This is a genomic window from Paraburkholderia sp. GAS199 (assembly GCF_050436585.1).
Lineage (GTDB): Bacteria > Pseudomonadota > Gammaproteobacteria > Burkholderiales > Burkholderiaceae > Paraburkholderia.
This window is the reverse complement of record NZ_JBNDMM010000006.1, coordinates 225,547-244,683: the sequence shown is the minus strand read 5'-3', so window position 1 is coordinate 244,683 and position 19,137 is coordinate 225,547. Positions and strand designations below refer to the sequence as shown.

General features: G+C 64.9%; 17 protein-coding genes and 1 pseudogene. 8 read left to right on the top strand and 10 right to left on the bottom strand.

Annotated features, from left to right (window positions below; genetic code table 11):
- Positions 1-307 precede the first annotated feature (307 nt).
- Entirely contained in the window at positions 308-457 is a 150-nt protein-coding gene (locus P3T18_RS23110; protein WP_429302287.1) for a hypothetical protein, read from the top strand.
- Positions 458-579: 122 nt separating this feature from the next.
- A pseudogene (locus P3T18_RS23105) lies at positions 580-1,159 on the top strand (PaaI family thioesterase).
- Between the two features lie 88 nt (positions 1,160-1,247).
- On the opposite strand, the gene P3T18_RS23100 reads toward P3T18_RS23105, so the two are convergent.
- Positions 1,248-1,400 (bottom strand): hypothetical protein, encoded by a 153-nt coding sequence (locus P3T18_RS23100; RefSeq protein ID WP_429302286.1) that lies wholly within the window; start codon positions 1,398-1,400, stop codon positions 1,248-1,250.
- Positions 1,401-1,635: 235 nt separating this feature from the next.
- On the opposite strand from P3T18_RS23100, the gene P3T18_RS23095 reads away from it, so the two are divergent.
- Positions 1,636-3,036 (top strand): MFS transporter, encoded by a 1,401-nt coding sequence (locus P3T18_RS23095; RefSeq protein WP_429302285.1) that lies wholly within the window; start codon positions 1,636-1,638, stop codon positions 3,034-3,036.
- A gap of 7 nt (positions 3,037-3,043) precedes the next feature.
- Here the strand turns inward: P3T18_RS23095 and P3T18_RS23090 are convergent, their stop codons facing one another.
- The 4 genes from P3T18_RS23090 to P3T18_RS23075 form a co-directional block, all read right to left on the bottom strand.
- The gene (locus tag P3T18_RS23090) at positions 3,044-3,706 is read right to left on the bottom strand and encodes a glycosyltransferase (RefSeq protein WP_429302284.1); all 663 of its coding nucleotides are present in this window, start codon (positions 3,704-3,706) and stop codon (positions 3,044-3,046) included.
- Positions 3,703-4,308: an SAM-dependent methyltransferase gene (locus tag P3T18_RS23085; RefSeq protein ID WP_429302283.1), complete on the bottom strand. Its 606-nt coding sequence runs from the start codon at positions 4,306-4,308 to the stop codon at positions 3,703-3,705. The genes P3T18_RS23090 and P3T18_RS23085 overlap by 4 nt, the downstream gene beginning before the upstream one ends.
- A gap of 1 nt (position 4,309) precedes the next feature.
- A complete protein-coding gene (locus P3T18_RS23080) occupies positions 4,310-5,569 on the bottom strand; it encodes an acyl-CoA dehydrogenase (protein ID WP_429302282.1) in 1,260 nt (419 codons plus the stop codon).
- 236 nt (positions 5,570-5,805) lie between these two features.
- The gene (locus P3T18_RS23075; protein WP_429302281.1) at positions 5,806-7,956 is read right to left on the bottom strand and encodes a PAS domain S-box protein; all 2,151 of its coding nucleotides are present in this window, start codon (positions 7,954-7,956) and stop codon (positions 5,806-5,808) included.
- Between the two features lie 183 nt (positions 7,957-8,139).
- On the opposite strand from P3T18_RS23075, the gene P3T18_RS23070 reads away from it, so the two are divergent.
- Positions 8,140-8,370 (top strand): hypothetical protein, encoded by a 231-nt coding sequence (locus tag P3T18_RS23070; protein ID WP_429302280.1) that lies wholly within the window; start codon positions 8,140-8,142, stop codon positions 8,368-8,370.
- A 158-nt stretch (positions 8,371-8,528) separates the two neighbouring features.
- Here P3T18_RS23070 and P3T18_RS23065 read toward each other — a convergent pair whose 3' ends face one another.
- On the bottom strand, positions 8,529-9,578 hold the full coding sequence (locus P3T18_RS23065) for an NAD(P)/FAD-dependent oxidoreductase (RefSeq protein ID WP_429302279.1): 1,050 nt from the start codon (positions 9,576-9,578) through the stop codon (positions 8,529-8,531).
- Between the two features lie 120 nt (positions 9,579-9,698).
- Complete coding sequence (locus tag P3T18_RS23060) at positions 9,699-11,273, bottom strand: methyl-accepting chemotaxis protein (RefSeq protein WP_429302278.1); 1,575 nt, start codon at positions 11,271-11,273, stop codon at positions 9,699-9,701.
- Between the two features lie 349 nt (positions 11,274-11,622).
- Here P3T18_RS23060 and P3T18_RS23055 point away from each other — a divergent pair, with 349 nt between their 5' ends.
- Positions 11,623-12,732 (top strand): porin, encoded by a 1,110-nt coding sequence (locus P3T18_RS23055; protein ID WP_429302277.1) that lies wholly within the window; start codon positions 11,623-11,625, stop codon positions 12,730-12,732.
- Between the two features lie 2 nt (positions 12,733-12,734).
- Positions 12,735-13,826 carry a nucleoside hydrolase gene (locus P3T18_RS23050; protein WP_429302276.1) on the top strand — a complete coding sequence of 364 codons (1,092 nt, stop codon included), beginning with the start codon at positions 12,735-12,737 and terminating at the stop codon, positions 13,824-13,826.
- A gap of 26 nt (positions 13,827-13,852) precedes the next feature.
- Here the strand turns inward: P3T18_RS23050 and P3T18_RS23045 are convergent, their stop codons facing one another.
- On the bottom strand, positions 13,853-14,779 hold the full coding sequence (locus P3T18_RS23045) for a LysR family transcriptional regulator (protein ID WP_429302275.1): 927 nt from the start codon (positions 14,777-14,779) through the stop codon (positions 13,853-13,855).
- Positions 14,780-14,832: 53 nt separating this feature from the next.
- On the opposite strand from P3T18_RS23045, the gene P3T18_RS23040 reads away from it, so the two are divergent.
- Together P3T18_RS23040 and P3T18_RS23035 are read left to right on the top strand one after the other, a co-directional pair.
- A complete protein-coding gene (locus P3T18_RS23040) occupies positions 14,833-16,188 on the top strand; it encodes an NCS2 family permease (protein ID WP_429302274.1) in 1,356 nt (451 codons plus the stop codon).
- A 45-nt stretch (positions 16,189-16,233) separates the two neighbouring features.
- Complete coding sequence (locus tag P3T18_RS23035) at positions 16,234-17,331, top strand: adenosine deaminase family protein (protein ID WP_429302273.1); 1,098 nt, start codon at positions 16,234-16,236, stop codon at positions 17,329-17,331.
- A 16-nt stretch (positions 17,332-17,347) separates the two neighbouring features.
- Here the strand turns inward: P3T18_RS23035 and P3T18_RS23030 are convergent, their stop codons facing one another.
- Positions 17,348-18,019, bottom strand: a complete 672-nt coding sequence (locus tag P3T18_RS23030; RefSeq protein ID WP_429302272.1) for a CGNR zinc finger domain-containing protein — start codon at positions 18,017-18,019, stop codon at positions 17,348-17,350.
- A gap of 102 nt (positions 18,020-18,121) precedes the next feature.
- Positions 18,122-18,982 (bottom strand): LysR family transcriptional regulator, encoded by an 861-nt coding sequence (locus P3T18_RS23025; RefSeq protein ID WP_429302271.1) that lies wholly within the window; start codon positions 18,980-18,982, stop codon positions 18,122-18,124.
- Positions 18,983-19,137 lie beyond the last annotated feature (155 nt).

Below are 19,137 nucleotides of genomic sequence, written 5' to 3'. Positions count from 1 at the left end.
CCGAGCGATTTCGCGCAGATAAAAAAGCAGGTCATCGCAATGAGTGGCCGCGTTTCGCGAAAACGGTCGAAATTACGGGTCGACGCAACCTTTTCGCATCGGGAACAACGCGTCAAACGGGGGCTGGAGTTTAAACGCTAATCGCGGATCGCGAGACAGAGATTGCGTCGTGCGATTTTTTTCGCGCCCCGTTTTAAACCGGGTTTTGCCGGGTCAAGATTTGCATTGGCGCGCCGTAATCGAGAGCTATAGCAGTTGAGTTTTCGTGTTGTCGTTACGCGTTATTTGCACTCGATGGAGAAGGATCATGGCGGAACTGGATTGGCTGATGGCTGGGGTGTATCTCGTGGGAATCGTGGCCAGTGCGCTGCTGGTGAGCGCGCTTTCCGCTCGGGCGACGAAAATGCGCCGGCCCGCTGTCGTACGCGTGGCGGAATGGAGGATCAGCCGACACTGACCGATCGCGCGGACCATCGGGTCTGCTCACCGGCTCGCCTGCGTGTTCGAGGCTTTGGTGCTTTAATCGATGACGATGCAACCATCGGACACCAGATCCAGCAGAACAACAGGAGAGACGGATTGACGAACGCAGCTCAACTTGAACAGCCAGCCGACGATCAGCCGGGCCAGCAACTCGAACGCTGGCTCGCGCGCGAACGGGAAGTGCTGGCGAAGATCGAAGCCGGGCCGGGGCCGGGTGTCGCGACGCCCGCTCAGGTAGCGGGAAAGACCGGCCTCGACGTGATGCAGGCCATGCTTGACGGCGAACTGCCCTATGCGGCGATCGCCGGTACGCTGGACTTTCTGATTGTCGAAGCCGAGGCCGGGCGGGCAGTGTTTCAGGGGACGCCGCTCGCGCAGCATCTGAATCCGCTCGGCACCGTGCATGGCGGCTGGATCGCAACGCTGCTCGATTCCGCGCTGGGTTGCGCGGTCCAACACCATGATGCCGCCGGGACGCGGCTACACCACGGCCGAACTGAGCGTGAACTACGTCAAAGCCGTGACGCCGCGCGTGCAACGCGTGCGCGCCGAAGGCAAGGTCATTCATTGCGGCAGACAACTGGCCACGGCCGAAGCGCGCCTGATCGGACCCGACGGCACGCTGTTCGCTCACGCCACGACGACCTGCCTCGTGTTTGAAATGCCCGTTCGCTGACGTCTAACCGACGTCTGACTTCCAGCTTCGACCACGACTTTGCGGGCGCGACATCCGGATAACCGGACAGCGCCCCGCTCCACCGTGCTTAGTTCGGACGACGATGCGCTTCGGCGATCACTGCGCAGTTTTGCAGGTGCAGGTTCAGCGCGTGCAGGGCCAAGGCGCGAAGCTTGCCGAAAAACGTGGTGCTGGTAGCGCGAGTGGCACGGGCGGCGGCGGTGTTCGTTGCGGTGTTCATGGCGACTTCCTGTATAGGGTTTATACCTAGGCAATAACCCGATTATAGTCTTCTCGTGTCGCACCGCAACAAATATCAATAATCCGGGGAAGTGTTGCGCCGCAACCACGACCGCCGGGCGCCCAATCCCAAAAAGGGCCGGGCCGAGCCTGGCGGCTATTAACCATCCGCACCGTACAGGTGCAATAATGCCCTTTTTGCTCTCCCGCCCGCGACGCTTCGCCGCAGCTCTTCCATGACGCTTGCCCAGCAGAAAGCCCTGATTGCGCCACTCATCGTCGCCTGCGCGATGTTCATGGAAAGCGTCGACGCGAACGTGATCGTCACCGCCTTGCCGGCCATGGCCCGCGACTTCGGGCGCGATCCGGTCACGCTCAAGATTGCGGTGACGAGCTACGTGCTCGGGCTGGGCGTCTTCATTCCGGTGTGCGGCTGGCTCGCCGACCGTTTCGGCGCGCGCACGGTGTTCCGCACGGCAATCGGCATTTTCGTGACCGGTTCGCTGCTGTGCGCCGCGTCGAATTCACTGGCAACCTTCACGCTCGCCCGCTTCGTGCAGGGCGTGGGAGGCGCGATGATGGTGCCGGTCGGGCGCATCATCATTTTCCGTGTTGTCGACAAAGCCGATTTCATCCGCGCGATGAATTACCTGAGCGTACCCGCGATGCTCGGGCCAGCCGCCGGTCCGCTGCTCGGCGGCTTCATCACCACGTATCTGCACTGGCGTCTGATCTTTTTCATCAACGTGCCGATCGGCATGCTCGGTATCTATCTGACCAACCGCTACATCGCCAACACGCGCGAACCGGACCCCGGCCCGCTCGACTGGATCGGGTTCCTGCTGTCGGCGGCGGGCGCGGTACTGCTTCTGCTGGGTCTTTCACTGGTGGGCGGCGAGCTGATCTCGAATCGCGACGCCTTCGGCATGTGCGCCTGCGGCGCGGTGCTGCTCGCGCTCTACGTGGCTTACGCGCAGCGCGTGAAACTGCCGCTGCTCGATCTGCGTTTCTTCAAGGTGCCGACGTTCCAGGCGAGCGTGCTGGGCGGATCGCTCTTTCGCATCGGCCTCGGCGCGCTGCCGTTCCTGTTGCCGCTGATGCTGCAGGAAGGTCACGGCATGAGCGCGTTCCAGTCCGGCCTGATCACCTGCGCGTCCGCGTTCGGCGGCATGTTCATGCGCACGATCGCATCGCGCGTGCTGCACCGGTTCGGCTTCCGTTCGGTGCTGGTGGTCAATGCCGCGCTCTCGGGCATATCGATCGCCGCCTGCGGCCTGTTCTTTCCCGGCACGCCGACCTGGATCATCTGGGTCGTGGTGCTGCTCGGCGGCTTCTTCCCTGCCCTGCAGTTCACCAGTCTGAATTCGCTGACCTACGCCGAAATCGCCAGCCGCGACGTGGGTCGCGCCACGAGTCTCGGCAGCGTCGTGCAGCAGATGTCGCTCGGCCTGGGCGTGACGATCGGCGGGATCGCGCTGCAGATTTCGCGCGTTCTGAACGGTCATCCGGCGCTCACGTGGTCCGATTTCTGGCCTGCGTTCCTCGTGGTCGGTCTCTGCTCGTTCGCGTCGATTCCCGTGACGCTGCGCATGCCGCGCAGTGCCGGCGAAGAGATTTCGCGCGGCGGACGCGGCTAGGATCGGCTCAGACCGCTGTCGCCCATGCCGAGAGCGTGTCGCCGAAACCGCCGTGTGCCCGCACCGCCGTGCGCGCACTGGTCGTCACGCGCGGCGCGGCACTCCATGCAATGCGCGCGCCGGTCGCGATCAGACGATCGACGAGCGCGACATCTTCGCTGCACGTGAGCGGCGGAAAACCTCCCGCGCGACGATAGGCCTCGGCGCACACGCCGAGATTCGCGCCGTGTATGTGCCGATGCCCGTCGGCATCGACGTAGGTCTTGCGAAAATATTCGCGCACGTTCTCGGGATGCGTGCGCCAGTCCCAGTCGTCGACGGCGATCGAGCCGCATACGGCGTCGGCATCGAGCGCCAGTTGCGCGACCAGCCACGCGGGCGACACACGGCTATCGGCGTCCGTGAATGCAAGCCAACGGGCGCTGTCGGCGAGCAGAAAATCGGCGCCCGTGCCGCGTGCCACGCCGACGTTGCGCGCCTCGACGTCGAGCGTCTCGACACCGTAAGCCCGCGCAATGGCGCCCGAAAAATCCGTGCACGCATCGAGCACGACGACGATGCGCACTGCCTCGCCCGCCAGGTCGGCGTGACGCGACGCCTCGATCAACGCGGCCAGACACGGCGCGAGCAGACCCTCTTCGTTATGGGCAGGAACGATCACGCCGATCATAGAAGCCCCTCGCGTTGCGCCACCGAGCGCGCATCGCGCGACCAGACGTCGATCAGCAGATCGGGCTCGTCGTGATGCGCAAGACGCGACAAACCGCAGCGCTCGTCGAACAGCGCATGCGCGGCGTCGGCGGATTCGAGCGCCTCGGCAAACGGACGCCGCCAGTGACAGGCGAGCAAGGTGCCGTCCGGCGTCAACGATGCACTGATGCGCGCCGCCAAAGTTTCGAGGTCGGCGGCGTCCAGGTAATACGCGAATTCGCTGATCACGATCAGATCGAACGGCCCGGTATCCGTGGGCCATTCGAGCGGCACCATGCGTTGCTCGACGCGCACCTGCGGCAGATCGGCCACCCGTTCGCGCGCGAGACTTACCGCCGTTTCGTGCAGATCGACGGCGAGCAGCATGTCGCAACGCGGTGCGAGCGCCGCAGTCAGCTCGCCGTTCGCGCAACCCGGTTCGAACGCATTGCGATACCGCGGACGCGGCAGCAACGCCAGCGTCAACGCCCGCTTTCGATGCTCGTACCAGCCTTCGCGCAGATGCCAGGGATCGTCGCTGTTACGGTAAAGCTCGTCGATGTAGATCACGGCGGATGACATATCAGCGGCCCTCCCTGCGTTGCCCGAGCGTCCATGGATGGTCCGCGTCGGCCGCGTCGCCCACGTCGGCCCGATGCTTTTGCACGACCGACTCGCCGAGTCCCGCGAGATCGCGTTCCGCGTGACTCTGCCGCAGAAACACCGGCAAATCCGCGAGCAAGCGGGCAAAACGCGCGTCGCGGCACAACGGTCCCGCGCCGAGCGTACGCGTCGCGTGCGTCATGACGGCGCTCGCGGCCTCTTCCACCGCAAGACGCGCGCGCACGCATTCGCGCTGCAAATCGGCTCGCGGATGCGCGTCGATCAGCGCGGCGGTTTCGCGCAGCAGCGCGGCCGCCCCCGATAGCGCGACATCCACTGCGCCGAGATGCGCCAGACGATGCGCGTCCGCGCGTTGCGCCGACGCATCCAGCAGCATCTCGCCGATCTGCGCGGCCGCGCCGAACCAGCAGGCCGCGATGCCCGCGCCGCCGTGCCAGAAACCGGGACGCCGCACATATGCGTGCGCGCCGCCGATCAGCGTCGCGGGCGTATCGGCAAAGCTGACGTCGGCGCTGGCGGTCGCCTGCATGCCGACGGCTTGCCATGCGGATGTGTCGATCGAGATCGACGGATCATCGAGCGCCACCGCGGCGAGCATGGGTTCGCGGTTGGCTCCACTATCCGTTCCATCGCTTAACCACACGGTGACGAGCGCGTGACTCAGCACGCTCGCGCCGGAGCACCAGGATTTGGTGCCGTTCAGCGTCAATTTTTGCATCGGGGACGCGACGGCGCCGGCGAGCGTCGCCTGCACGCGCGCGTCGGGCGGCTCGGCGGCCCACACGCCCCAGCGACTGCCGGCGGGCGGCGTCGGCCCACGCAACTCCGCGAGAATGGCGAGCGCATCGGTATGACCTTCGAACAGTTTGACGAGCCCGAGATCGCGCGCGGCCACCGCAGCGAGGGTCGCCCAGCGCGCTGTCGTGTCGCCGTCGCCCGGCAGCGGCATGAACGGCGCGCGGTCGTAGCCGCGTTCGATCAGCGCCTCGAGCATCGCGCCGAGCGCTGTGGCCGCAGATGCAGGTGCGGTTGCGTGCGCCTCGGCTGCGAATATCGCGTCGTCGAGAAAACGTTGGAGCGAAGCGGCTGTCGGCGCGACTCCAGACGGAAGCTGCGCATCACGCAGACCCACTTTGCCGCTGCCGCGCGCACCTGACGCCGGAATTGGCCTGTGCATCGGCATGCCGACGCCGGCCGCACGATCATCCATATCGAGCATTCTGCCTCCCTGCACCTGTTCGACTTCAGGCCGGCGGACTCGGTAGCCGCGGTGCCTGCGCAGAAATTCAGCAAGCGGCGTGCCTTGTGCACGCCGCTTACCGAACGGGAAGCAGAAAGGAAAAAGCGAACGGGATCACCGCAAATTGCGGAGTGAGCGGCGCCTGCGTCGCTTCCAAGTCGCGCTTCTAAATCACGCTACTGAATCTCGCCGTGGATAAGCGCCGTGGACGAGCCTTAGTTGAGACCGCGCTGCCTACGCCGCGCCTCGACTTCGGCGAGCAAGGCTTCGAGCAGGGAGAATTCGACCGGCTTGACCAGATGCGTGTGAAAGCCGGCTTCCTGGGTGCGCTGACGGTCGCTCGATTGACCGAAGCCGGTCATGGCGGCGTACAGCGTGTCGGCGAGCGCGGGCATTTCGCGCAAGGCCGCGAGCGTCGCGTAACCGTCCATCTTCGGCATCGCGATATCGACGATGGCGAGATGGGGCACCACGCGCGGCGCGAGGTCCACGGCCTGCATGCCGTCGTAGGCGATGCGCACCTCGTGGCCCTTGAGTTCGAGCAGCATGGCGAGGCTGTCCGCGGAATCGCGATTGTCGTCCACCAGCAGAATGCGCAGCGGCGTATCGACCGCGGACGGCGCGCCGGTGTCGGCCTCGGGGTTGTCGGCGGGCGCCGCGGCGAGCGGCACCGTGAAGGTAAACGCGCTGCCGTGTCCGACGCCGTCGCTCGTGGCGAGAATGCTGCCGCCGTGCATTTCCACCAGCGATTTGCACAACGTCAGACCAATACCGAGGCCGCCTTCGCCTGGGTCCTGCCCTTCCTTCTCCTGTGCGAACAGTTCGAAAATCGAATCGAGCGACCGCATGGAAATGCCGCGACCGAAGTCGCGTACCTCGATCACCGCGACGCGATGATCGACCCGGCCGGACACTTCGATTCGCCCACGCACCGGAGAAAACTTCGACGCGTTATGCAACAGGTTTTGCACGACCTGCACGAGGCGCGTCATGTCGCCATCCACTACCATCGGTTCAACCGGCATATGTACCTCGACGCGTTGTTCGCGCGAATCGGTGAAGGGTCGCGCGGCTTCGATGGCGCGCGCCAGCACTTCGTTCAGATCGATCCGCGCCCGGCGCAGGTCGACCTTGTCGGACATGATGCGGCCCACGTCGAGCAGATCGTCCACGAGACGCGTGATGTGCGTGACCTGACGATCGATCAGGTCGCGTGAACGCGCCAGCGTGGAACTCAGCCCCGTTTCGAGTTGCATGACGCCGACCGCGTTGCGCACGGGCGCCAGCGGATTGCGCAACTCGTGGGCGAGCGTCGCAAGAAACTTGCGCATGCGGTCGCCGGAACGTTCGAGTTCCTCGCGTTGCCGCCGCTCCGACAGATCGCGCGTGACCTTGGCGAAACCGCGCAGGCGGTTCGATTCGTCGTGCACCGCAGTGATGACGACATTGGCCCAGAACGTCTTGCCGTCCTTGCGCACGCGCCAGCCTTCGTCTTCGACGTGACCGAGTTGCCGGGCAATCGCGAGTTCGCGCGCGGGCTTGCCGGCCGCGGCCTCTTCGGGCACGTAGAAGCGCGAGAAATGCTGACCGATGATCTCGTCGCGCGTATAGCCTTTGATACGCGCCGCGCCCGCATTCCAGCTCACGATATAGCCGTCCGGATCGAGCATGAAGATCGCGTAGTCTTTCACGCAGTCCACCAGCAGACGGAAGCGTTCTTCGCTTTGCCGCAGCGCTTCGACATAGGCGCGCTCGGCGGTCAGATCGCGCGTGATCTTGGCGAAGCCGGTGAGAATGCCGGCCTGGTTGCGAATCGACGTGATGACGACATTCGACCAGTAAGTCGAGCCGTCTTTACGCACGCGCCAGCCTTCGTCTTCGAAACGGCCGGTGAGCGACGCCTGCTGCAACTCGTAGGCCGGCCACGCGCGCGCCACGGCTTCGTCGGTATAGAAGCGCGAGAAGTGCTGACCGATGATCTCGTGCGGCGCGTAACCGTTGAGCTTCTGCGCGCCGACATTCCAGCTGACGATATGGCCCGTGGCATTGAGCAAAAAGATCGCGTAGTCGCCGATGGATTGAACCAGCGACTCGTAATCGACGGCGACGGGCGTACCCGCCGGCTGCGTGGTTGTCTGCGTGCTTGTTTCTGCGGCGGCCCGCAACGAGGTCTGCGGCGCGGAAGGTGGTGAAGAAGACTGTAAAGCCGCGGGCTCCGAAACAGGCAGCGAAACGGATTGCCCGGCGGCCTCCGTCGGTGTCCCCGCTGCCGATTGCAACGCGGCCGCCAGGGGCACGTCCGGCGTTGCCTGCGCGCGGGCTGGCTCGCCGTTTTCGCCGGCTGGGGAGACGTCAAGCTCGTTCATGGTTCGATTCATCGTGGGTTCCGACTAAAAGCATACACCGCGCTCGCCGCTTTCATTCAGCCGATGTGCTCGCCCATGATGCCGCCAGCCTGCCGTCGCCGCCATGCAATCGTTTTTTCCCGACCGGGCCTCCGGATTGCTACGCCGTATTCACTCTCGTCGAAAACCACCAAGGAGTTTGAATTGAACAGAACGCTCACTACCCTCGCACTCGCTTCGGCGCTCGCACTCGTCAACACGGCCGCCCAGGCCGAAGGCTGCACCAAGGGCGCCGCGGTTGGCGGAGTGACGGGCCATGTGGCCGGGGATCACGGCGTCGCGGGCGCGGCAGCCGGCTGCGCGATCGGCCACCACGAGGCCAAGAAGAAAGACAAGGCCGCGAGCGCGGCCGCGGCCAGCGGCGCGGCAAAATAAGCGGATGCGCGGTCGATAGTTGACCGACTTCGGCTGACAGCAAACCGCGTTTTCAGTCACGAGCCCGGCCGACGATCTACCGATCGGGCCGGGCCTTAACGGGATCTGCAAAGCCCGGCAAACGCCCCGACACGTCACTCATTACGTCACTTATTACATCACTCGGTTGCCGCGACTTTCTCCGCCAGTTTCGCGTCGTAACTCGAATGGACGTGGACGCGTTTCTTCTCGGGATACGCGTAGCCATACGCTTTGCGCAGCGCCAGCGAAGCCTCGTGAAAACCCGACAGAATGAGCTTCTGCTTGTTCGGATAGTTGGCGATATCGCCGACCGCAAAAATGCCGGCGCGCGAGCTTTCGTAATTCGATGTGTCGACATCGACACGGCCGCCGTGAATCGAGAGATCCCATCTGGCGATTGGACCCAGATCGGCCACGAGCCCGTACAGCACCACGAGTTGCTCGGCCGCGAGTTGCGTTTCGCCTTCGATCTGCCGTAACGTCAGCGCCTTCAGCGCATCGTCCTCGACGCCGAGCGCTGAAATCGCGCCGACCACGAAGTCCATCTCGCCCGCCTCCACGGCACGACGCATCTGATCGACACTCGAATTCGCCGCGCTGAAGCCGTTGCGCCGATGCACGAGCGTCACGCGACGCGCCACCTTGCGCAAGGCGAGCGCCCAGTCGAGCGCGGAATCGCCGCCACCGGCCACCACCACGTTTTTGTCCGCGAAATCGGCCAGACGCTGCACGCTGTAATGCACGTGACGCGACTCCAGCGGCACGGCTTCGGCCAGCGCGAGACGTTGCGGCACGAACGCGCCGTTGCCCGCCGCCAGCAGGATTGCCGCGACATCGAACACGAGGCCGCGATCGGTCTGCACAGTCCAGCGGCCGTCGTCGCGCTGCTCGACCGACTCCACGCGCTGTTCGAGATGGATCGGCACGTCGAACGGCTTGCATTGCGTCATGAGACGCTCGACCAGTTCGCGCGCGGTACAGGACGGAATGGCGGGAATATCGTAGATGGGCTTGTCGGGATAAAGCTCCATGCACTGGCCGCCCACCTTGTCGAGCGCATCCACGATCTGGCACGACAGCCCGATCACGCCCGCTTCGAACGCGGCGAACAGACCCACCGGACCCGCGCCGACAATCAGGACATCGGAACGAATCGGCGTTGAAACTTGAAGGGCGTCGGACGACATGCGCAGTCTCTATGGAAGGATCGATAGTCCACCATACCGAATCGCCCCGCGCCCGGCAACGATGCCATTACAGGCCGTAAGGACGCTCGCCGACCCGCAGTTCGCGAGGATAGGCGCGCGTCAGAACGCGGCTTCGTGCACGGCCGCGCGATTCGCCACCTTGAATGCCGCGGTGAGTTCGCTCAACTGGCGCGCCTGATCCGCGAGCGAATTCGCGGTTGCCGCGCTTTCCTCGACGAGCGCCGCATTGTGCTGCGTGACCTCGTCCATCTGCGTGACGGCGAGACTCACCTGTTTGATGCCTTCGCTCTGCTCCTTCGAGGCCGCCGCGATTTCGCTCACGATGCGCGCGACGCGTTCGATCGCCGCCTGCACTTCCTGCATCGTGCCGCCCGCCTGATCGACGAGGCCCGCGCCGCTTTCCACGCGCGCGGTGGACTCGGCGATCAGCGCGCCGATTTCCTTGGCCGCGGCCGCCGAGCGTTGCGCGAGACTGCGCACCTCGCCCGCCACCACCGCGAAACCGCGACCTTCTTCGCCCGCGCGCGCCGCTTCGACCGCCGCGTTGAGCGCGAGAATATTGGTCTGAAACGCGATGCCTTCGATAGCGCCGATGATGCCGGTCATCTTCGACGACCCCGCGTGAATCACGCGCATCGTCTCGACCATGCTGCCGACCGACGTGCGTCCGCGCTCGGCCATCTCGGAGGCGCGACGCGCCAGTTCGCTCGCGTGATGCGCATTCTCGGCATTCAGTTGCACGGTGGACGTGAGCTGCTCCATCGCCGCCGCCGTCTGTTCGAGCGACGCCGCCTGCTCTTCGGTGCGCTGCGACAGATCGAGATTGCCGGCCGCGATCTGCTGCGTCGACGACGCGATGGAATGCGAGCCGGCCCGCACGGTCGTGACCGTTGCGCCGAGCTTGTCCTGCATCGACGCCAGACCGCGCAACAGCATCGCCATTTCGTCGTTCGAACGGATCGGCACCTGGGTCGTGAGTTCGCCGGCGGCGATGGCGTCGAACTGGCGCAATGCGTCGTTCAGCGGCGCCATGATCGCGCGACGCAGCGTGCGCCAGCTGACGAAGGCCACCGTGAGGCCGAGCAGAATGCTGACGATGCAGGCCGTGAGCAAGGTGCGGAACCGCGCGGCCGAGCGCGCGTTGGCGTCGCTCGCCTGCTGGTTCAGATAGTCCTCCAGCGCGCCCTGGCTCGCGTTCATGGCCGTGTACAGGCCGATCAGATGATTCGCGCGGCTTTCGTCCATCCAGCTTGCGTCGCCGGTCCGGATCGCGTCGATCAGTTTGTCGATGCCGTCGCGCCGCACGGCGGTGCGCTTCGCGTCGAGGTCGTCCGTGAGACGTTGCAGGTCGGGCGTTTTCGGCAAGGCGCGGAAGCTGTTCCACCACTTGTCGGAGTCGGCCAGCAACCTACGCGCGCGTTCGAGCTGCGCGGCGAGTTGCGGCGAGTGCGGATTGCTCATCGCCCAGTCGAGCCCGAAGCGCGCACGCGACATCGCCGTGCCCGACTTGCCCAACGCCACCACCGACGAAAAATGCACCGCATACGCCTCGCGCTGCGCGTCGTTGCTCTCGTCCATGCCGAGAATGCCGAGCGCGCCGGTGGCGATCAGCAGCAGACCGAGAAACGCAATGGTGATCGCAATGCGCAGATTGATGGTGAGGTGTCGGGTCATCGGTTCTTGTTCTCGCTCTGGTCGCCGTTTTGTGTGGTGACGGTTCTTCGCCCTTGTTTGTTTCATATATGGACAATAAAACCGTATATGGAAATTATAGCGAGAGGTTACAGCGCTCAAAAACAAAAACCGCGGCCCGAGGTAAACACGCAACACCGCTGGCGCCGCGCGACAAACGCGCCGTTTCACCAGTGGTTGCCGCCTGCAGCGAGGCCAGCAGGATAAAATAGATTAAATTTATAGAACTATAAGAAAACAACATTATTTTTATGGACGTCCAGTTCGTATAGTCGAGCCCATTCGAAAAAACGCGCATGTCTCGCGCTCACTCTCTCGCTACTGGACCACGATGAAACTCCTCAAGTTCGCCCCTCTCGCGATCGTCGGCGCGCTTTCCAGCGCCGCTCACGCGCAAAGCAGCGTGACGCTGTACGGCCTGATTTCGGCCGGTGTCGGTTACGCGACGAATCAGGGCGGCAAGAATGCGTGGCAGGCGCTGTCGGGCACCAACCAGAATCCGCGTTGGGGTTTGAAGGGCGTGGAAGATCTCGGCGGCGGCATGACGGCGATTTTCCAGCTGGAAAACGGCTTCAACGTGATGAGCGGCACCGCCTCGCAGAACGGCCGCGAATTCGGCCGCCAGGCTTATGTGGGACTCGCGAGCAAGAAGTACGGCACCTTGACGTTCGGCCGTCAGTACGACACCGTGCACGACTACGTGGGCCCGGTGATCATCGCCAGCAACGGCGTGAATATCGGCGACAACGACAACGGCTATAACGACATCCGCGTGCAGAACGCCGTCAAATACGTGACGCCCGACTATCGCGGACTCAAGGCCACGGCCGAATACGGCTTCAGCAACGCCACCGGTTTCGCCAACAACAACGCCTACAGCTTCGGCGTGGGCTACGAGCATGGTCCGCTGAAATGGGCGGCCGTGTACGCGCAGTACAACAATCCGTATAGCCCGACCAATCAGGACGGCGCGATCTCGAACGACTACGCTTCGTCGCTGCTGATCTTCTCGAAGAGCGCGCTGCATCCCGCTGCATATGCGCAGAAACAACGCATTTTCGGCACGGGCGGCTTCTATACGGTCGGCGCCGCACAGTTCGCGGCATTGTTCACCGATGTCCACTACGATTATCTGGACGGTTCGCATCTGCATCTGCAGAACTACAACCTGAACCTGAACTATCGCGTCACGCCCGCCTTCATTCTCGGCGCGGCATATGCCTTCACCGACGGCAAATACGACGTGATCAACACGAGCCCGAAATGGCATCAGGTCAACTTGCAGGCCGACTACTTCCTCTCCAAGCGCACGGACGTCGCGCTCACGGTGATCGCGCAGCAGGCGGCCGGCGACGCGCAACATGCGCAAATCTTCGCGTACGCGCAGTCCACGGGTATCCGTCAGATGATCGCGACACTCGGCATGCGCCACGTTTTCTGACCATGACCACGACCCTCGATCGAACCACCGGACGCCGCGCGTTCCTGCGCACGGCAGCGAGCCTCGCCGCCGGCGCATCCGTCTGGCCGCTGACCGCCGGCGCGGTCAGCAATACTGCAAGCAACACGGCCGCAACTGCATCGAACGGCGCGCGCCGCAGCGTCATCATCGACTGCGATCCGGGCCAGGACGACGCCATCGCGATCCTGTTCGCGCTCGGCGCCGCCGACCGTCTCGACGTGCGCGCCCTCACCACCGTGGCCGGCAACGTGCCGCTCGATCTCACCGAACGCAATGCGCGGATCGTGCGCGACTGGGCCGAACGCACGCAGTCGCTGCCGGTGTACGCGGGTTGTCCGCGTCCGCTCATGCGCGAGCTGATCACCGCCGCCAACGTGCACGGCAAGACCGGCCTCGAAGGCGTGCCGCTGCACGAACCGTTTGCGCCGCTCGCCTCGCAGCACGCCGTGGCTTATCTGATCGACACCTTGCGCGCGGCGCCGGCGCATAGCGTGACCTTGTGCGCGCTCGGTCCGCTGACCAATCTCGCCACCGCGCTCACGGAAGCGCCCGAGATCCGCAACGGCATCCGCGAAATTGTGCTGATGGGCGGCGCATTTTTCGAGCGCGGCAATATCACGCCCGCGGCCGAATTCAATATTTACGTCGACCCGCAAGCGGCGCAGATCGTGTTCACGAGCGGCGTGCCGATCGTCGTGTTGCCGCGCGACGTCGCCGTGAAAGCACCCATCACGCCGGCACGCATCGCGCCGATCCGCGCGCTGGGGAATCGTTGCGCGACCATGGCCGCCGACATCATGGCGGCGGAAGTGGCTTATCAGAAAGGCCGTCGCGGCGTGGAAGAAGCCCCGATGTACGACCCGTGCGCGACCGGCTACCTGATCGACCCGTCGCTCTTCAAGGGACGCGAGGTGAACGTGATGGTCGAAACGACCGGCGAATGGACGCTCGGCGAAACCGTGGTGGACTGGAACGGCCGCAGCGGCCGCAAGCCGAACGCGACGTGGATCACCGAAGTCGACGCGGACGGCTTTTACGCCGCCCTGCGCGCGCGGCTCGCCACGCTGCCGTGATTCGCGCGCTCAGGGCCGCCGCGCACTCAGATGTGCGCGGCGAGCCATTCGCGGCAATCGCGCACGTGCGGGCCACGGTCGTCGCCCGCCAGCGAGATGAGCGCGATCGAGCGCGCCACACGCGGTTTGTCCAGACGCAGCGCGACCAGTTCGGCGTCGTGCAGATGCATGGTGTAGAGACTCGGCAACACGGCGATAGCCAGACGGTTGCGCACGAGTTCGTACAACGGCTCGGTGTATTCCACGCGATACGCGACCGTCAACGGCAGCCCCTCCGCGCCGCCCGTGCGCTGCAAGGCGTCGCTCACGCTGCCGCGCACGAAAGCCGCGAGATCGCGACCGACGAGTTTTGCCCAGGCGAGGCTCTTCTTCTGCGCGAGCGGATCGTCGCGCCGCAGCACCACGGCGATCTCGTCTTCGAAGAGCGTTTCGTAACGCAAGGCGGTGTCGCTGTCGGCGCTGCTGTTAGCGGTATCGGTTTCGTGTACGCCGACGCCGAAGTCGACCGCGCTCTCGCGCACCGCATCGATCAGCGCCGTATTGGGCATATCGTTCAGGGTGAAGCGCAGCGACGGTCGTTGCGCGCGCAGCGAAGCGAGTGCCGGCAAAAGACGTGCGGCGGCCGAGGGAATCAGTCCGATGCGCACCGTTTGCACGCGCTCGGCAAAGGTGCTCGCCATGTCGTCGAACGTGCCGCGCGCCTGATTGAGCAGACGCTCGGCGAGCGGCAAAACGCTGGCGCCCGCATGCGTGAGCGTCAGACGGTGCGCGGAACGCGCGAACAGCGGACCGCCGAGCAGAAATTCGATCTGACGGATCGCCGCGGTGAGCGCAGGCTGGGTGAGCGCGAGCGATTGCGCGGCCTGCGTGAAGCTGCGTGCATGCGCGAGCGTCACGAAGTACTGGATTTGCCGCAGCGTGAGCGCGGGCAGCAGGGACGAACGGTCGGTCATGGAGAGCAATGCATCGACGCAATGCGCAGCAGTATAAATGGCAGGATGACAGGATGAATCAATTGATCGACAAGCAATCTTCAACCGCTGCTGCACGCGGCGGCTGGCTCGAACGGCGCTTCGCACTCAGCGAGCGCAAGACCGGCGTGCGCACGGAAACCATCGCGGGTATCACGTCGTTTCTGGCCGCGGCCTATCTGCTGGTGGTGATTCCGTCGCTGCTCGCGAGCGGCGGCATGGATCGCGGCGCGGCCACCACGGCCACGATTCTCGTCTTCGTATTGAGCACGGTATTGATGGCGTTTTACGCCAATCTGCCGTTTCTGGTGGGACCCGGCATCGGCGGCTCGGTGATACTCGGCGTCACGCTCGCGGGCGAACACGTCGCGTGGCAAACGGGACTCGGCATCGCGTGCGTGTCCGGTGTGCTGTTCCTGATCCTGACGCTGGTCGGCGCGCGTAGTCTGGTGGTGCGGCTGATTCCCGCGCAGATCAAGCTCGGACTCGGCGCGTCGATCGGCCTGTTCATCGCGGTACTCGGCTTTCGCAATGCGGGCATGGTGATCGCGAACGCGAAAACCAATGCGCTCGCGCTCGGCGACTTTTCGCGGCCCGGTACCGTGGTGGCGCTGGTCGGACTCGGCGCGGCCGTCGTCCTGCAAGGGCGCCGCGTGCCCGGCGCGATCCTCTGGGCAATCCTGATCGCGGCCGCCGCGGGTGTGCCGCTCGGCGTCACGCATCTGCCCGCGTCGTTCCTCGCGTGGCCGCATAGCATCGCGCCGGTCGCGTTCAAGCTCGACATCGCCAGCGCGCTCAGCATCGCGTCGATCCCGTATCTGTTCGTGTTTTTCGCGGCCGAATTTTTCTCGACGCTCGGCACCACCCTCGCGGTCGGCGCCAAAGCCGATCTGCTCGACGAAAACGCCAACCTGCCGAACATCAATCGTCCCTTCCTGGTGGACTCGATTGCCGCGACGCTCGGTCCGGTGTTCGGCATTCCCGCGCTCACGGCGCTGGTGGAATCGGCGGCGGGTGTCGAAGCAGGCGGACGCACCGGTTTGTCGTCGCTGGCGGCGGCTGCCATGTTCGCGCTGATGTTGCTGTTCGTGCCGGTCGCGCTGGCCATTCCCAAGGAAGCGACCGCTCCCGCGCTGATCCTGATCGGCCTGTCGATGTTCAGCACGATCCGCCACGCGCATTTCGACGACTTCACCGACTCGCTGCCGGTGCTGTCCATGGTGCTGCTCACGCTGATGTCGAACAGCTTCGGCACCGGCATCGCGGGCGGCCTGCTCTGCTACGTGCTGGTCAAACTGCTCGCCGGACGCTGGCGCGAACTGCCGTGGGGCCTGGTCGTGCTCGCCGTGCCGCTGGGCTATTACTTCTACACCGTCGTCAAACCGCACTGAGCTGTCGGCCGTACGTTTTTCAGGCAACACCACAACGATACTGATATGAAAGAGACATCCGGCAACGTGCCCGCTTCGCGCCTCGGCATCACACTGAGCGACGCACATCGCGCCTTCTTCACCGCCCTGCCGAAGGTGGAGCTGCATTGCCACCTGCTCGGCGCGGTGCGTCACGAGACGTTTATCGCGCTGGCCGAAAAAAGCCGCGCGCCGATTGCCCGCGAAGAAATCGACGCGTTCTATACGCGGGGCGAAAAACCCGTCGGCGTATTGCGCGTGTTGCGTGCGCTCGACGAACATCTGCTGACGCAGGCGGACGATCTTCACCGCATCACCTACGAATATCTCGCGGATGCGTCGGCGCATCAGGTGCTTCACAGCGAATTCTTCTGGAATCCTACCGGTACGGTGCGCGTGTCGAAGATTCCCTATGCGGATGCGCAAGCCGCCATCGTCGCCGCGATTCGCGACGCCGCGCGCGATTTCGACATCAGCGCGCGTCTGATTCCCAGCATCGACCGCGAAGCCGATCCCGATGAAGCGGTCGCGCTGGTCGACTGGATGAGCGCGCATCGCGCGGAAGAAGTGGCGGGCCTCGGTATCGACTACCGCGAAAACGACCGGCCGCCGGAACTGTTCTGGAAGGCCTATCGCAATGCGCGCAACGCGGGCTTCAAAACCACCGCGCACGCGGGCGAATTCGGCATGCCGTGGCGCAACGTGGAAACCGCCGTCGATCTTCTGCAGTGCGACCGCATCGACCACGGCTATACGATCGTCGACAACCCGGAACTCGCGGCGCGCTACGCCGAACGCGGCATCGTCTTCACCGTGGTGCCGACCAATTCGTACTACCTGCGCACGCTCGCGCCGGACGTGTGGGCCGCGCAGCATCCATTGCGGCAGATGCCCGGACTCGGCCTGAAAATCCATCCGAATACCGACGACCCCACCCTGCACAAAGTCACGCCGAGCGAAGCATGGCAGTTGATGTACAGCCACTTCGGCTTCAGCGTGGCCGATTTGCGGACGTTCATGATGAACGGCATCGACGGCGCCTGGGTGGACGACGCCACCCGCGCATCCTGGCGCGCCGGATGGGCCGTGGAGTTCGACGAACTCGCGGCCGCGTTGCCCGCCTGAGTTCGTCCGCCGAGCCTTATGCCTCCTGCTGCTGACGCCGCCGGAAACTCGCCACCTTGTGACGATTGCCGCACAGCGCCATGCTGCACCAGCGGCGCCGATGCGACTTGGTGCGGTCGTAGAAACAGAGCGTACAGTCGGGATGCTCGCACTCGCGCACGAGGTTGAAGTCGCCGTCGACGAGTAGTTGCGCGGCGCTTTCGGCGAGCGGCGCGAGCAGTTGCGCGGGCGTGTTCGCTTCGTAGCGCTCGCGCGTCTGCAAACCGTTCTGCCCGTCCGCGACCAGTTCGAGATGGCGACGGCCTTCCATGAGAAAGCCGTTCAGCGCGCCGATATCCACGCTTTCGCGCGCCTTGCGCCGGTTGACCGCGCTGCGCACCGTATCGCGCAACCGGCGGGCCGCGGCGAGCAATGCGCCGGCCTTGATGCGCGGCGCGGCCTCTCCCGGCTCGTAAAAATGCTGACGGGCGAGCCAACGTAATACGTCGGCGTCGCTCTGCCAGAGATCGACGGGCGCGCCGTCCTGCTGGACGACGGTGTTGAGCAGATCGAGCGCCGGGTGGTCGCCGTAGAACTCCGGATCGACGGGCGCGGCGGCCGGAGCGCGCGGGTTAGCTGAATCGGCGTCGACGGCAACCGTGGCGCCGTTGCCGTTGCCGCTTTTGCCGGCAGGATGAGTTGTGCTCATGGAGAGACTCCTTGCGGATCGCAACGATCCGCCTTACAACTCATAGTAACCCATGAATCACCACTTTTAAAGTTACCAAAACACGGCCGATGCCGCCCACTGCTATTCGCCGATCCACGAGCCGCGCAGATCGCTGTCGTGCAGCAGTTGCAGCAAGGTACCGGCGGGCCGGCTGAGGCGCCGCGCCGCGAGCGCGATGAATTCCACCGAAGGCAGCGTCGGCAAACTCGCGGCATTCAGCGGCGGCGTGAGACCGCGCGCGGCCAGATACTGCGGACGCACCGTGATGCCGAGCCCGCCGCGCGCCGCCGCGATGCAGCCGGAATGGCTGCTGCTCGTGCACACCACCTGCCAGCCGATGCCCGCTTCGGCAAGCGCGTCCAGCACGACGGCGCGCGTCACGCTCGGTTCGGCCACCAGAATCAGCGGCAGCGGCTGGGTGAGATCGACGCGCGTGCCGGCGCGCGCCAGCCATTCCAGCCGGCCCGTAAAGAGCGGCACACCGCGGCGGTCGCCGAGCCGGCGCTTGCCCACCAGCAGATCGATCGACCCGGCGTCGAGCAACTCGTACAGCTTGCCGGTCATGCCGATGGTGATTTCCAGTTCGACGTCGGGATGCGCGTCGCGGAACGCCGCCAGTACGGTGGGCAGTGGCCCGAGCGCGATGTCGTCGGACGAGCCGAGCCGCACGCGGCCTTTCAGGCGCGGCGCGCGAAACTGCGATTCGGCCCGCGCCAGCGCCTGCAGGATGACGCTGGCGTGCGCGAGCATCGCCTCGCCGTCGGCGGTCATGGCGAGCGAATGCGTGTCGCGCACGAACAGTCGCCGGCCGACGCTCTCTTCGAGACGGCGGATATGTTCGCTGACGCTCGACTGCGTGAGGTCGAGCTGACGCCCCGCCTCGGTAAAACTATGGCAGGACGCGACGGTCGCGAAAGTCTTGAGCCAGATGGGATTGAGCATGGCCCATTGTCGCCCCGGTTATCGGCAAAGTCGATAACAGTCAGCAAGCCTAGTGGGGTTCCCGATTGACCGGGATGACAATATCATGACGGAATCCCCCAACGATTGCCCCGGGCCGCCGCTTACCCACGCGCGCCATCGCCCCCTCGCTGAAT